Origin of the sequence: Streptomyces sp. CC224B (assembly GCF_030010595.1) — a bacterium.
Lineage (GTDB): Bacteria > Actinomycetota > Actinomycetes > Streptomycetales > Streptomycetaceae > Streptomyces > Streptomyces longispororuber.
Genome location: NZ_JASCXL010000116.1, coordinates 15,931 through 29,692 on the forward strand (window position 1 = coordinate 15,931; position 13,762 = coordinate 29,692).

Annotated in this window: 13 protein-coding genes; 12 read left to right on the top strand and 1 reads right to left on the bottom strand. The window is 72.2% G+C overall.

All coding sequences use genetic code 11. The features are described from left to right. The first annotated feature begins 150 nt into the window (after positions 1-150). On the top strand, positions 151-573 hold the full coding sequence (locus QK440_RS33285; RefSeq protein WP_282796977.1) for a Rieske (2Fe-2S) protein: 423 nt from the start codon (positions 151-153) through the stop codon (positions 571-573). A gap of 89 nt (positions 574-662) precedes the next feature. Here QK440_RS33285 and QK440_RS33290 read toward each other — a convergent pair whose 3' ends face one another. Next, on the bottom strand, positions 663-1,556 hold the full coding sequence (locus tag QK440_RS33290; protein ID WP_282796988.1) for a hypothetical protein: 894 nt from the start codon (positions 1,554-1,556) through the stop codon (positions 663-665). Positions 1,557-1,883: 327 nt separating this feature from the next. Here QK440_RS33290 and QK440_RS33295 point away from each other — a divergent pair, with 327 nt between their 5' ends. The 11 genes from QK440_RS33295 to QK440_RS33345 all read left to right on the top strand — a co-directional run bounded on the left by QK440_RS33295 (position 1,884) and on the right by QK440_RS33345 (position 13,639). After that, on the top strand, positions 1,884-2,582 hold the full coding sequence (locus tag QK440_RS33295) for a papain-like cysteine protease family protein (RefSeq protein WP_282796978.1): 699 nt from the start codon (positions 1,884-1,886) through the stop codon (positions 2,580-2,582). A 5-nt stretch (positions 2,583-2,587) separates the two neighbouring features. Further along, positions 2,588-3,625, top strand: coding sequence for a hypothetical protein (locus tag QK440_RS33300; protein WP_282796979.1), 1,038 nt, complete (start codon positions 2,588-2,590; stop codon positions 3,623-3,625). Between the two features lie 315 nt (positions 3,626-3,940). Then, positions 3,941-6,292 carry an excinuclease ABC subunit UvrC gene (gene uvrC / locus QK440_RS33305; RefSeq protein ID WP_282796980.1) on the top strand — a complete coding sequence of 784 codons (2,352 nt, stop codon included), beginning with the start codon at positions 3,941-3,943 and terminating at the stop codon, positions 6,290-6,292. Continuing rightward, complete coding sequence (gene rapZ / locus QK440_RS33310; RefSeq protein WP_282796981.1) at positions 6,289-7,224, top strand: RNase adapter RapZ; 936 nt, start codon at positions 6,289-6,291, stop codon at positions 7,222-7,224. The genes uvrC and rapZ overlap by 4 nt, the downstream gene beginning before the upstream one ends. Further along, positions 7,221-8,237 carry a uridine diphosphate-N-acetylglucosamine-binding protein YvcK gene (gene yvcK, locus QK440_RS33315; protein ID WP_282796982.1) on the top strand — a complete coding sequence of 339 codons (1,017 nt, stop codon included), beginning with the start codon at positions 7,221-7,223 and terminating at the stop codon, positions 8,235-8,237. Before rapZ ends, yvcK begins: the two co-directional genes overlap by 4 nt. After that, the gene (gene whiA / locus QK440_RS33320) at positions 8,228-9,217 is read left to right on the top strand and encodes a DNA-binding protein WhiA (protein ID WP_282796983.1); all 990 of its coding nucleotides are present in this window, start codon (positions 8,228-8,230) and stop codon (positions 9,215-9,217) included. The genes yvcK and whiA overlap by 10 nt, the downstream gene beginning before the upstream one ends. Before the next feature lie 352 nt (positions 9,218-9,569). Continuing rightward, a complete protein-coding gene (gene gap, locus QK440_RS33325) occupies positions 9,570-10,577 on the top strand; it encodes a type I glyceraldehyde-3-phosphate dehydrogenase (RefSeq protein ID WP_282796984.1) in 1,008 nt (335 codons plus the stop codon). Between the two features lie 119 nt (positions 10,578-10,696). Beyond that, a complete protein-coding gene (locus QK440_RS33330) occupies positions 10,697-11,908 on the top strand; it encodes a phosphoglycerate kinase (protein ID WP_282796985.1) in 1,212 nt (403 codons plus the stop codon). A 5-nt stretch (positions 11,909-11,913) separates the two neighbouring features. Continuing rightward, a complete protein-coding gene (gene tpiA, locus QK440_RS33335; protein ID WP_282796986.1) occupies positions 11,914-12,690 on the top strand; it encodes a triose-phosphate isomerase in 777 nt (258 codons plus the stop codon). 134 nt (positions 12,691-12,824) lie between these two features. Beyond that, positions 12,825-13,055, top strand: a complete 231-nt coding sequence (secG, locus tag QK440_RS33340) for a preprotein translocase subunit SecG (protein ID WP_029181151.1) — start codon at positions 12,825-12,827, stop codon at positions 13,053-13,055. A 248-nt stretch (positions 13,056-13,303) separates the two neighbouring features. Next, positions 13,304-13,639 (top strand): RNA polymerase-binding protein RbpA, encoded by a 336-nt coding sequence (locus QK440_RS33345; protein ID WP_003957010.1) that lies wholly within the window; start codon positions 13,304-13,306, stop codon positions 13,637-13,639. Positions 13,640-13,762 lie beyond the last annotated feature (123 nt).

The following is a 13,762-nucleotide window of genomic DNA, read 5'->3' on the forward strand; positions in this document are numbered from 1 at the left end:
GCTAGGGCCCGGCCGGGCGACGCGGCCCGGACCGGGCGGGACCCGGGCACGGCCACGCCCCACGCGGTCAACCCTCTGCCCCAAGCGGTCGCAAAGGTCCACAACGATAGGGTCTGACCGTTGCCCAACCCGCTGACCTGTGGAGCCATCATGTCCGGCACCCCCCACGCCCGTCGCGCCGTGCTGCGCGCCGCCGCGATCGCCCCGGTCGCCGGTCTCGGCCTGGCGGCCTGCTCGCCCGGCGACGGCAACGGCAACAGGTCGGCGCCGACGAAGCCGGTGGACCTGGGCGCGTCCGACGAGGTGCCGGTGGGGAGCTCCAAGCTCTACACCGACCAGAACGTGGTCGTCAGCCGCGTCGCCGAGGACGAGTACAAGGCCTTCAGCACCATCTGCACGCACGCCAGGTGCCCCATCGAGAAGCTCCAGGGCAGCAAGCTGATCTGCCAGTGCCACGGCAGCCAGTTCGACGCGAGGAACGGCGAGGTCCTCCAGCGGCCCGCGGTCGCGCCGCTGAAGGAACTGCCCGTGAAGGTCGAGGACGGCAAGATCGTGGCGGGCCCGGGCGCCTAGCCCCCGGCCCCGGGCGCCTAGCCACCGACCCCGGGGGTCTGCGCCGAACGCCCGCCCCGCCCCGCCGAGAGGCCCCGCCGGGCCCCGGCCTAGTCCCAGTCCCACTCGATACCGACGATCCCGGCCCGTACCTGCGGCTCCACGAGGTGCACCGACCGGTGGCTGCCGCTGAGCGTCAGCTCGTCGCGGCCCGCGCGCGGGGCGGCCGCCGACTGCTGGGTGAACCGGTGGCAGCGTACGGGCAGGGCGTCCGCGGCGAAGCTGACCTGGAGCGCGTACTGCCCGCCCGCGAAGCTGAAGCTGCGGAAGTACTCGCTGCTCGTCCCGGCCGTGCCGTCCTCGAAGCCGTACCGGAACATGTGCGTGTCCCCGGCGCGCAGCCGTGTGTCGAAGAGCAGCTCGGCCACCAGGACGCCGGTGTCGTGGTGCCAGCGCACGCGCCCGGTGCGGCAGTTCTCCAGCGCGAGGACCCGGGTGCGCTCGGGCGCGCAGCCCGGATCGCCGTGGTGGATGGCCACATAGCGGTCGATGCCGTCCCGGTGCGCGCGCACGATGTGCTCCGAGTCGCGGCCGAGCAGTTCGCGGCCCGCGCCGATGCGCACCCGCTCGTGGTGGCCGACGGTGTGCAGCCCGCCGTCGAGCGGGGACCCCAGGTCGGCCAGCAGCCCCTGGAGGACGTCGGCGGCCTCGACCAGGGAGCGGTACGAACGGGCCGTGGGGCGTTCGCCGCCGGGCCTGTCCTCGTCCTGGGCGAGCAGCCGTATCAACGACTCGTCGGGCAGGTCGAGTATCTCCTCCAGGGCGCGGACGGCCCGCAGGGACTCGGCGCGCTGCGGGCGGCGCGCGCCCTGCTGCCAGTAGCTGAGGCTGGTCACCCCGACGCTGACGCCGTGGCGCGCGAGGTGGTGGCGCACCCGTTGCAGGGGCAGCCGCCGCGCGGCGATCGCCGCGCGCAGGGCGACGTGGAAGGGGCCGGAGCGCAGGGCGGAGGCGAGCTCCGCCGGGACGAGGCCGGCGCGGGAGGAGGCGGGGGAGGCGGGGGAGGCGGGGAAGTGCGTGGGGGAGGTCGCGTGCCGCACCGCGGGTCCTTTCTGTGAACGTTCACACGGGCCGCGGGTACGTACGCGCTGATCGGAGCGGGCGACCAGGTGGGCGCGCGGCCCGTGTTCACAGGAGTGGGGGGTTGTTCACGGTTTCATCAATGCCGCATTGAAGCGTGTTGACCAGGGGTCAACAAGCCTTGATGCTCAATCGCAGCGTCCGGACGCGCTCCTCCACCTCCAACCCCCACTGTGCTCGGGAGGACCGCGATGTCCCACAGAACCACCCACCCCCCTCGGCGGAGACGGCTTGCCGCCCTCGCCCTCGCCGCGACGGCCCTGTTCGCCGTCCCCACGGCCACGGCCGCGGCGACCCCGCAAGGCCCCGCAGCGCCGCTGCCCGCCCCCGCGACGTCGGTGTCGTCCCCCGCGACGTCCCCGGCCGCCGTACCGGCCGCTCAGGCACCCGCGGCCGGTGCCTCCGCCCTGGCCGCGAAGCGCCTGGACATCACCATGCAGGCACAGCAGAAGAGCAACTGGTGCTGGGCCGCCGCGGGCAACACCATCGCCACCTACCTGGGCAAGAACTACTCCCAGAACCAGTTCTGCAACGCCGCCTTCAACCGCGCCCAGAACACCGAGTGCCCCAACAACCAGGCCACCCTGGGCAACGTGCAGACCGCCCTGAGGTGGATGGGCATCAGGCCCGGCTCGTACGTCACCGGCTGGCTGCGCTACGACACCGTGCAGACCGAGATCAACGCCAACCGCCCCGTGGAGACGCGCATCCTGTGGTCCCAGGGAGGCGGCCACATGCACACGGTCTACGGCTACGACACGGCCAACAGCTTCGTGTACTGGGGCGACCCGTGGCCCTCCAACAACCGCTACAACTGGGCCTCCCACGCCTGGTACGTCGACAACGACACCTTCTCCTGGACGCACTCGCTGTACCGGATAGGGGCGTGAGAGGGATGTACCGTCACCAGCTCCACGCCTCCGCGGAGGATCGTTTCACCACGGCCCGCCGCGCAGGCGGAAGCGGCACTCCCTGTGCCGACGACAACCGCTACGGCATCAACACCCATGGCAACGACGGGCACGACGACAACCGGCATGACGACAACCGCTATGGCGGCGGCCGTCTCCTGAAGGCCGTGTTCGCCGGTACGGCCGCCGCGCTGCTGCTCGGGTTCGCGGCGCCGCAGGCCGGTGCCGACGCGGGACCGGCGGCACCACCCGCGCCCGCCGCGCCGTCCGAGGCCACCCGGGGCGCCGCCCACGACGCGGCCGAGGCCCCGAAGACCCTCGCCACCCTCTCCCGGTTCTTCGCCCGCGACGGCGCCGTCGCCAAGGCGAAGGCCGCCCCGCGCGTCACCGGGGAGCGGGCCGTACCTGTCTACTACGTGTCGCCCGACTTCGTCGCGGGCAAGAAGGGCGTGCCGATCGCCCGTATGCAGTTCCTCGCCAGCACGGCGGTCTCCTCCGACGGCCAGAAGGCGTCGCTGTGGACGGTCAGGCAGTCCGGCTCCTGGCAGGTCGTGAACATCGCCACCGGGGACGACGAGACCCGCTACGCGCGCGTGGGCGCCGGCAAGCTCCCCGGGGGCACCGTCTTCCACGAGCCGCAGATCAACGCCTGGTACGTGCAGAAGGGGGAGCGGATCCTTCCGCTCGACCGGGACGCCGTACGGGCCGTCGGGGCCGACGGCACCACGGTCGCCGCCTACCAGCGGCGGGTGCACAAGGAGTACGGCGACAAGCTCCCCGGCTCGGCGTACGCGAAGTCCGGCAAGGCGGGCGGCTTCGGCGCCCCCGAGGCGGCCGGCTCCGGGAACGGACCCGTGACCGCGGCCGGCACCACCGCCAAGGCCGCCGACGGGTCCACCGACGGGACCGTGACCGTGGTCTCCTCGGTGGCCGCCGCCGGGGCCGCCCTGGCGCTCGGCCTCTCCGGAGCCGCTCTGGTCCGGCGGCGGACGCACCGCCCGGGCCAGGGCCCCGCGGCCTGAGGCCCGCGCCCGCGGCCTGAGGGCCGGGATCCGAGGGCCGGGATCTGCGGACCGGGATCCGAGGACCGGGATCCGAGGACCGGTTCTGAGCACCCGGTCCGAGGACCGGTCCACGGACCGGGCCTGGGCGCCGGGCCCGAGGGCATCCGCCTCCGGCCGGGCCACCCCCCGCCCGCCCCCCCACGGGGACGGGCGGGCGGGTGCCGCCCAGGTCACGGCGGGGCCGCCCGGCCGGGGCCGCCCGGGGCCGGGCCGGGCCGGACCTGGCCTGGTGGGGGCGCGGGGATGTCAGAGGCCGCCAGTAGGCTGTCCGACATGGCCGACCCTTCCAGCTACCGCCCCAAGCCGGGACAGATCCCCGACTCGCCCGGGGTCTACAAGTTCCGTGACGAGCACCGTCGTGTGATCTACGTCGGGAAGGCCAAGAGCCTGCGCCAGCGCCTCGCCAGCTACTTCCAGGACCTGGCGAACCTGCACCCGCGCACGGCCACGATGGTGACGACCGCCGCGTCCGTCGAGTGGACGGTGGTGGCCACGGAGACGGCCGCGCTCCAGCTGGAGTACACCTGGATCAAGGAGTACGACCCGCGCTTCAACGTCAAGTACCGCGACGACAAGAGCTACCCCTACCTCGCGGTGACGATGAACGAGGAGTTCCCGCGCGTCCAGGTGATGCGCGGTCAGAAGAAGAAGGGCGTGCGCTACTTCGGCCCCTACGGCCACGCGTGGGCCATCCGGGACACCGTCGACCTGCTCCTGCGCGTCTTCCCCGTACGCACGTGCTCGGCGGGCGTCTTCAGGAACGCCGCCCGCACCGGCCGCCCCTGCCTGCTCGGCTACATCGGCAAGTGCTCCGCGCCCTGCGTCGACCGCGTCTCCGCCGAACAGCACCGGGAACTGGCGGAGGACTTCTGCGAGTTCATGGCGGGCCGCACGGGCACGTACATCCGGCGCCTGGAGCGCCGGATGACCGAGGCCGCCGAGGACATGGAGTACGAGCGGGCCGCCCGCCTCCGGGACGACATAGAGGCCCTGCGGAAGGCGATGGAGAAGAGCGCCGTCGTCCTCGCCGACGCCACCGACGCCGACCTGATCGCGGTCGCCGAGGACGAGCTGGAGGCCGCCGTCCAGATCTTCCACGTGCGCGGCGGACGCGTCCGCGGCCAGCGCGGCTGGGTCACCGACAAGGTCGAGGCCGTCACCACGGCCGACCTCGTCGAGCACGCACTCCAGCAGCTCTACGGGGAGGAGACGGGCGACGCCGTCCCCAAGGAGGTGCTGGTCCCGGCGCTGCCCGAGCCCGTGGAGCCGGTCCAGGAGTGGCTCACCCAGCGCCGCGGGTCGAACGTGTCGCTGCGCATCCCGCAGCGCGGCGACAAGAAGGCCCTCATGGAAACCGTCGCGCGCAACGCCCAGCAGTCCCTCGTGCTGCACAAGACCAAGCGCGCCTCCGACCTCACCACCCGCTCCCGCGCCCTGGAGGAGATCGCCGCCGCCCTGGAGCTGGACAGCGCGCCCCTGCGCATCGAGTGCTACGACATCTCCCACCTCCAGGGCGACGACGTGGTCGCCTCCATGGTCGTCTTCGAGGACGGCCTCGCCCGCAAGAGCGAGTACCGCCGCTTCCAGATCAAGGGCTTCGAGGGGCAGGACGACGTCCGCTCCATGCACGAAGTGATCACGCGGCGCTTCCGGAGGTACCTGGCCGAGAAGGAGAAGACGGGGGAGTGGTCCCCCGAGGAGGCCCAGGAGAGCCTCACCGAGGAGGACGGCCGCCCCAAGAAGTTCGCGTACCCGCCGCAGCTCGTCGTCGTGGACGGCGGCCAGCCGCAGGTCGCCGCCGCCCAGCGGGCCCTGGACGACCTCGGCATCGACGACATCGCGGTCTGCGGCCTCGCCAAGCGCCTGGAGGAGGTCTGGGTGCCCGGCGAGGACGACCCGGTGATCCTGCCGCGCACCAGCGAGGGGCTCTACCTCCTCCAGCGCGTACGGGACGAGGCGCACCGGTTCGCGATCGCCTACCAGCGGACGAAGCGGTCCAAGCGCTTCCGGTCCAGCCCGCTGGACGCCGTGCCCGGCCTCGGCGACGCGCGTAAACAGACACTGATCAAGCACTTCGGGTCGGTGAAGAGGCTCCGGGCCGCGACCATCGACCAGATCTGCGAGGTTCCGGGCATCGGCCGCAAGACGGCGGAGGCCGTCCTCGTGGCCTTCGCCCAGGCGGCCCCGGCGGCCCCCGCCGTGAACACCGCCACAGGAGAGATCATGGAGGACGAGGAGCCCGCGGGCACGGCACACTCGGACCCGACGGACACCACCGGGGAGCCCGCGGCCGCGGACACCCCGGACCCGGCCGGGCCCCCGGCACAGGAGGGCGCCCCGGACGACGGCCGCCCGCCCGTGCCCACGGGTGACCCGGCCGGCGACCGGGCACCCGCCCCGGTGGACGGCCCGGACGACAGCCCGGCGCCCGCCCCGGCGGGAGCCCCGGGCCCGGACAGCGACCGGACGCCCGTGCCCACGGGCGGCCCGGGCGGCGACCGGACACCCGCCCCGGCGGGCGGCCCGGTCAACGGCACGGGGACCGCACCGACCGCGGACCCCGGCGACAGCGAGACGCCCACGCGTGTGGGCGCATCGGACCGACGACGGGGGACGGAGACATGAGCGAGCACGACGAAGGCGGCACCCAGGTGAGTACGGGCACGACCATCGAGGCGGGTGAGGCCGCCGAAGCGGCCATCCCTGAGCTGGTGATCATCTCCGGCATGTCCGGCGCGGGACGCAGTACGGCGGCCAAGTGCCTGGAGGACCTCGGCTGGTTCGTCGTGGACAACCTGCCGCCCGCCCTGATCCCCACCATGGTCGAGCTGGGCGCCCGCTCGCAGGGCAACGTCGCCCGCATCGCGGTCGTCGTCGACGTGCGCGGCCGCCGCTTCTTCGACAACCTCCGCGAGTCCCTCGCGGACCTGGAGTCCAAGAACGTCACCCGGCGCATCGTCTTCCTGGAGTCCTCCGACGACGCCCTGGTGCGCCGCTTCGAGTCCGTCCGCCGCCCGCACCCGCTCCAGGGCGACGGCCGCATCGTCGACGGCATCGCCGCCGAGCGCGAGCTCCTGCGCGAGCTGCGCGGCGACGCCGACCTGGTCATCGACACCTCCAGCCTGAACGTGCACGAGCTGCGCGCCAAGATGGACGCCCAGTTCGCGGGCGACGAGGAGCCCGAGCTGCGGGCCACGGTCATGTCCTTCGGCTTCAAGTACGGACTGCCGGTCGACGCGGACCTCGTCGTCGACATGCGCTTCCTGCCCAACCCCCACTGGGTGCCGGAGCTGCGCCCCTACACCGGGCTCAACGAGGAGGTGTCGGCATACGTCTTCAGCCAGCCGGGCGCCAAGGAGTTCCTCGACCGCTACACCGAGCTGCTCCAGCTCATCGCCGCGGGCTACCGCCGCGAGGGCAAGCGGTACGTGACCATCGCCGTCGGCTGTACGGGCGGCAAGCACCGCTCCGTCGCCACGTCGGAGAAGCTGGCCGCGCGGCTGTCCGCCGCGGGCATCGAGACGGTCATCGTCCACCGGGACATGGGGCGCGAATGAAGCCCAACCGCCGGGTGCTCCGTCTGAACCGCACGGGCCGCAAGCGGGGCGCCCAGCCCAAGGTCGTCGCCCTCGGCGGCGGCATGGGCCTGTCCGCCTCGCTCGCCGCCCTGCGCCGGATCACCGGAGACCTCACCGCCGTCGTCACCGTGGCCGACGACGGCGGCTCCAGCGGCCGGCTGCGCCAGGAACTCGGCGTCCTGCCGCCCGGCGACCTGCGCAAGGCCCTCGCCGCCCTGTGCGGCGACGACGACTGGGGCCAGACCTGGGCCCGCGTCATCCAGCACCGCTTCCAGTCCCGCGGCGACCTGCACGAACACGCCGTCGGCAACGTCCTGATCGTCGCCCTGTGGGAGCAGCTCGGCGACCACGTCCAGGCCCTGGACCTGGTCGGCAGGCTGCTCGGCGCGCAGGGGCGCGTGCTGCCCATGTCCGCCGTGCCCCTGGAGCTCCAGGCCCTGGTCAAGGGCCACGACCCGGAGCGCCCCGAGGACGTGGACACCGTGCGCGGCCAGGCCACCGTCGCGCTCACCCCGGGCGAGGTGCAGTCCGTGCACCTCGTCCCGCAGGACCCGCCCGCCGTCCCGGAGGCCGTTGCCGCCGTCCTGGACGCGGACTGGGTGGTCCTCGGGCCCGGGTCCTGGTTCTCCTCCGTGATCCCGCACCTGCTCGTGCCCGAGCTGCTCGACGCGCTCACGGAGACGAAGGCCCGCAGGGTCCTGTCGCTCAACCTGGCCCCGCAGCCCGGCGAAACCGAAGGCTTCTCTCCGCAGCGTCATTTGGAGGTTTTGGCCCGACACGCCCCTAAACTCGCCCTGGACGTGGTGCTGGCCGACGAGGCCGCCGTGCCCGACCGTGGGTCCCTGACCGACGCCGCCAAGCGGCTCGGCGCCACGGTGGAGCTGGCGCCGGTGGCCCGCCAGGACGGCAGCCCCCGGCACGACCCGGAGCTGCTGGCCGCCGCGTACGACCGTATTTTTCGGATGCATGGAAGGATCGGCCCATGGCGATGACGGCAGCGGTGAAGGACGAGATCTCCCGGCTTCCCGTCACCCGGACCTGCTGCAGAAAGGCGGAGGTCTCGGCGATCCTTCGGTTCGCGGGCGGACTGCACCTGGTCAGCGGGCGCATCGTGATCGAGGCGGAGCTGGACACGGCGATGGCGGCCCGCCGGCTCAAGCGGGACATCCTGGAGATCTTCGGGCACGGCTCCGAGCTGATCGTGATGGCCCCCGGCGGACTGCGCCGCGGCTCCCGCTACGTGGTGCGCGTCGTCGCGGGCGGCGACCAGCTCGCCCGGCAGACCGGCCTGGTGGACGGCCGCGGCCGTCCCATCCGCGGCCTGCCGCCGCAGGTGGTCTCGGGGGCCACCTGCGACGCCGAGGCCGCCTGGCGCGGTGCCTTCCTCGCCCACGGCTCCCTCACCGAGCCCGGCCGCTCCTCCTCCCTGGAGGTCACCTGCCCGGGCCCGGAGGCCGCGCTCGCCCTGGTCGGCGCCGCCCGCCGGCTCCAGATCGCCGCCAAGGCCCGGGAGGTGCGCGGCGTGGACCGCGTCGTCGTCCGTGACGGTGACGCGATCGGCGCCCTGCTGACCCGCCTCGGCGCCCACGAGTCCGTGCTCGCCTGGGAGGAGCGGCGGATGCGGCGCGAGGTGCGCGCCACCGCCAACCGCCTCGCCAACTTCGACGACGCCAACCTGCGCCGCTCGGCGCGCGCCGCCGTCGCCGCGGGCGCCCGGGTGCAGCGGGCCCTGGAGATCCTCGGGGAGGAGGTCCCGGAGCACCTCGCGGCCGCCGGCCGCCTGCGCATGGAGCACAAGCAGGCCTCCCTGGAGGAGCTCGGCGCGCTCGCCGACCCGCCGCTGACCAAGGACGCCGTCGCGGGCCGCATCCGCCGCCTGCTCGCCATGGCCGACAAGCGCGCCCAGGACCTCGGCATCCCCGGCACGGAGTCCAACCTCACCGAGGAGATGGCGGACAACCTCGCGGTCTGAGGGGTGCGCGCCGCCCCCGCGAGGGCCCCACGTCACCCCCGTGAAGGCCCCGCGCCCTCCGCGACAGGTCTCGTGGCCCCCTCGTACACGCTCCGCGAACACCCCTGGCGAGAGCCCGTTCCGAGGCCCGGAACGCGCCCGAAACGCCGAATTTGCGCTCACCCGTGCAGGTGGTGAAACGGGTGAGCGCGGAGGGAAGCGTGGTGCTTCTCACTACCGGACAGTATTGCCTTCGGGGGGCCTGCTCGATGTCACTCCGGGGCCTTCGGAGAGGTAGGGTCGGAGGCGGTCGGGGACATCCCATACAACTCGCCGGCGTCTCAGACCGGCGTACCAACGAGGAGATCGGTTCGTGACGATCCGCGTAGGCATCAACGGCTTTGGCCGCATCGGTCGTAACTACTTCCGCGCGCTCCTTGAGCAGGGTGCGGACATCGAGATCGTGGCTGTCAACGACCTGGGTGACACCGCGACCACCGCCCACCTGCTGAAGTACGACACCATCCTGGGCCGCCTCAAGGCCGAGGTGACCCACACCGAGGACACCATCACCGTCGACGGCCACACCATCAAGGTGCTGTCCGAGCGCAACCCCGCCGACATCCCGTGGGGCGAGCTGGGCGTCGACATCGTGATCGAGTCCACCGGTATCTTCACCAAGCGTGACGACGCCGCCAAGCACCTCGCCGGCGGCGCGAAGAAGGTCCTCATCTCGGCTCCGGCCAAGGACGAGGACATCACCATCGTCATGGGTGTCAACCAGGACACGTACGACGCGGCCAACCACCACGTCATCTCCAACGCCTCCTGCACCACCAACTGCGTGGCGCCGATGGCGAAGGTCCTGGACGAGAACTTCGGCATCGTCAAGGGCCTGATGACCACGGTCCACGCGTACACGAACGACCAGCGCATCCTGGACTTCCCGCACAAGGACCTGCGCCGCGCCCGCGCCGCCGCCGAGAACATCATCCCGACCACCACCGGTGCCGCCAAGGCCACCGCCCTGGTCCTGCCGCAGCTCAAGGGCAAGCTGGACGGCATCGCGATGCGCGTCCCGGTCCCCACCGGCTCCGCCACCGACCTGGTCGTCGAGCTCCAGCGCGAGGTCACCAAGGACGAGGTCAACGCGGCGTTCAAGAAGGCCGCGGACGGCGAGCTCAAGGGCATCCTGTACTACACCGAGGACCCGATCGTGTCCTCGGACATCGTCAGCGACCCGGCGTCCTGCACCTTCGACTCCTCCCTGACCATGGTCCAGGAGGGCAAGTCGGTGAAGATCCTCGGCTGGTACGACAACGAGTGGGGTTACTCCAACCGCCTCGTCGACCTCACGGTCTTCGTCGGCGGCCAGCTCTGAGGCGTCCGCGCGCTTAGAGCAGGCACCCAGATGTGAGCAGCAGGGTCCGGACCGTTAACGTCCGGACCCTGCAGCATGTCAAGCCCTCTTCGGAGCCCCTCCTCAAGGAGTCCTTCTCTATGAAGACGATCGACGAACTTCTCGCCGGCGGTGTCGCGGGCAAGCGGGTCTTCGTCCGCGCCGACCTGAACGTGCCGCTCGACGGCACCGCCATCACCGACGACGGGCGCATCCGCGCGGTCCTGCCCACCGTCAAGGCCCTCGCCGAGGCGGGCGCCCGCGTGGTCGTCGCCTCGCACCTGGGCCGCCCCAAGGGCACCCCGGACCCCGCCTTCTCGCTCGCCCCGGCCGCCACCCGCCTCGGTGAACTCCTGGGCGCCGACGTCCGGTTCGCCACCGACACGGTCGGCGAGTCGGCCCGGGCCACGGTCGCGGAGCTGGCCGACGGCCAGGTCGCCGTCGTGGAGAACCTCCGCTTCAACGCCGGTGAGACGGCCAAGGACGACGCCGAGCGCGGCGCTTTCGCCGACCGGCTCGCCGAGCTCGCCGACGTCTACGTGGGTGACGGCTTCGGCGCCGTGCACCGCAAGCACGCCTCCGTCTACGACCTGCCGGCCCGGCTGCCGCACTACGCGGGCCACCTGATCGCGACCGAGGTCGGCGTCCTGAAGAAGCTCACCGAGGACGTCAAGCGGCCGTACGTGGTCGTGCTCGGCGGCGCCAAGGTCTCCGACAAGCTCGGCGTCATCGACCACCTCCTGGAGAAGGCCGACCGCATCCTCATCGGCGGCGGCATGGCCTACACCTTCCTCAAGGCCCAGGGCCACGAGGTCGGCATCTCCCTCCTCCAGGAGGACCAGGTCCCGGCGGTCAAGGAGTACATGAAGCGCGCCGAGGAGCGCGGCGTGGAGTTCGTGTTCCCCGTCGACGTGCTGGTCTCCGCCGAGTTCCCGGACCTGAAGACCAAGGCGCCCGCCCACCCCACCACGGTCGCCGCCACCGCCATCCCGGCGGACCAGGAGGGGCTCGACATCGGCCCCGAGACCCGTAAGCTCTACGCCTCGAAGCTCGCCGACGCGGCCACCGTCTTCTGGAACGGCCCGATGGGCGTCTTCGAGCACCCGGACTACGCCGAGGGCACCAAGGCGGTCGCCCAGGCGCTTCTCGACTCCCCGGCCTTCACCGTCGTCGGCGGTGGCGACTCGGCCGCCGCCGTGCGCCTGCTGGGCTTCGACGAGAAGGCATTCGGCCACATTTCGACCGGCGGCGGCGCCTCCCTCGAATACCTCGAGGGCAAGACGCTCCCCGGCCTCGCTGCACTGGAGGACTGACTCACATGAGTACGCGCACGCCGCTGATGGCGGGCAACTGGAAGATGAACCTCAACCACCTCGAGGCCATCGCGCACGTCCAGAAGCTCGCGTTCGCGCTCGCCGACAAGGACTACGAGGCCGTCGAGGTCGCCGTCCTGCCCCCGTTCACCGACCTGCGCTCCGTGCAGACCCTGGTCGACGGCGACAAGCTCAAGATCAAGTACGGCGCCCAGGACATCTCGGCGCACGACTCCGGCGCGTACACCGGTGAGATCTCGGGCCCGATGCTCGCGAAGCTGAAGTGCACCTACGTGGCCGTCGGCCACTCCGAGCGCCGCCAGTACCACCAGGAGACCGACGACGTCTGCAACGCCAAGGTGAAGGCGGCCTTCAAGCACGGCCTCACGCCGATCCTGTGCGTCGGCGAGGAGCTGGAGGTCCGCGAGGCGGGCAACGCCGTCGCGCACACCCTCACGCAGGTCGAGGGCGGCCTCAAGGACGTCCCGGCCGAGCAGGCCGAGACCGTCGTGATCGCCTACGAGCCCGTCTGGGCCATCGGCACCGGCAAGGTCTGCGGCGCCGACGACGCGCAGGAGGTCTGCGCGGCGATCCGCGCCAAGCTCGCCGAGCTGTACTCGCCGGAGCTGGCCGACCGGGTCCGCATCCAGTACGGCGGCTCCGTGAAGTCCGGCAACGTCGCCGAGATCATGGCGAAGCCCGACATCGACGGTGCCCTGGTGGGCGGCGCCAGCCTGGACACGGACGAGTTCGTCAAGATCGTTCGCTTCACCGAGCAGTGAGTATGCGCTAACGCCGTTACGACGTACCCTTGCGGGGGTCGGGGCTTGTGGAGCGGGCGGAGGACGCCCGCCGACAGTATGCTTCGGCCCCCGTCGTCGATTCAGATTCCGAGGAAGTTGGTCCAGCCGTGGTTATGGGGTTCTCGATCGCCCTGATCGTCTTCAGCCTGCTGATGATGCTGCTGGTGCTGATGCACAAGGGCAAGGGCGGCGGCCTCTCCGACATGTTCGGTGGCGGTATGCAGTCGTCCGTCGGCGGCTCCTCGGTCGCCGAGCGGAACCTGGACCGCATCACCGTCGTGGTCGGTCTGCTCTGGTTCGCCTGCATTGTCGTGCTCGGCATCCTGATGAAGGTGAACAACTGACAGCAGGCACGAGCCGCTTGCCACGCCCCGGCGGCCGCGCCCCGAAGTCCCGCTCGTAGCCCCATGTTCCGTACGCGCCCGCGCGCGCGGCTTATCATGGGGCTTGCGTGTCGGGGTGGGGTGTAACTCCCAACACTGGACGCGCGTTGGGCCTTACGTAGACTGAGGCGCCCGCAGCGCCGGCAGTCGACCCCGCGGCGCAGCCGCCGTTCGACACAGGCAGCACCATCACGCAGGGAGTTACGACCGTGGCAAGTGGCAACGCGATCCGAGGCAGTCGGGTCGGGGCGGGGCCGATGGGCGAGGCCGAGCGCGGCGAGTCCGCCCCGCGACTGCGCATCTCCTTCTGGTGCTCGAACGGGCACGAGACGCAGCCCAGCTTCGCCAGCGACGCGCAGGTCCCCGACACCTGGGACTGCCCCCGCTGCGGCTTTCCGGCAGGTCAGGACCGGGACAACCCACCGGACCCGCCGCGCACCGAGCCGTACAAGACCCATCTCGCGTACGTACGGGAGCGGCGCAGCGACGCGGACGGCGAGGCCATCCTCGCCGAGGCGCTCGCCAAACTGCGGGGCGAGATCTAGAAGTTGACAGCCGGGGGGGGCGCCGCGGGGGCAGGCGGGGCGAGAGGAGGGGGGGGGGCGGGCGGGGGGGGGCGCGCCGCGCCCGCGGGGAGGGGGGGTTGGGGGGTCGGACCCCGGCGGGGG

What these genes read in the sequence shown, in the direction of transcription:
- QK440_RS33285 (WP_282796977.1), top strand. Translation starts at nt 151, where the DNA reads ATGTCCGGCACCCCCCACGCCCGTCGCGCCGTGCTGCGCGCCGCCGCG.
- QK440_RS33295 (WP_282796978.1), top strand. Translation starts at nt 1,884, where the DNA reads ATGTCCCACAGAACCACCCACCCCCCTCGGCGGAGACGGCTTGCCGCC.
- QK440_RS33300 (WP_282796979.1), top strand. Translation starts at nt 2,588, where the DNA reads ATGTACCGTCACCAGCTCCACGCCTCCGCGGAGGATCGTTTCACCACG.
- uvrC (WP_282796980.1), top strand. Translation starts at nt 3,941, where the DNA reads ATGGCCGACCCTTCCAGCTACCGCCCCAAGCCGGGACAGATCCCCGAC.
- rapZ (WP_282796981.1), top strand. Translation starts at nt 6,289, where the DNA reads ATGAGCGAGCACGACGAAGGCGGCACCCAGGTGAGTACGGGCACGACC.
- yvcK (WP_282796982.1), top strand. Translation starts at nt 7,221, where the DNA reads ATGAAGCCCAACCGCCGGGTGCTCCGTCTGAACCGCACGGGCCGCAAG.
- whiA (WP_282796983.1), top strand. Translation starts at nt 8,228, where the DNA reads ATGGCGATGACGGCAGCGGTGAAGGACGAGATCTCCCGGCTTCCCGTC.
- QK440_RS33330 (WP_282796985.1), top strand. Translation starts at nt 10,697, where the DNA reads ATGAAGACGATCGACGAACTTCTCGCCGGCGGTGTCGCGGGCAAGCGG.
- tpiA (WP_282796986.1), top strand. Translation starts at nt 11,914, where the DNA reads ATGAGTACGCGCACGCCGCTGATGGCGGGCAACTGGAAGATGAACCTC.
- secG (WP_029181151.1), top strand. Translation starts at nt 12,825, where the DNA reads ATGGGGTTCTCGATCGCCCTGATCGTCTTCAGCCTGCTGATGATGCTG.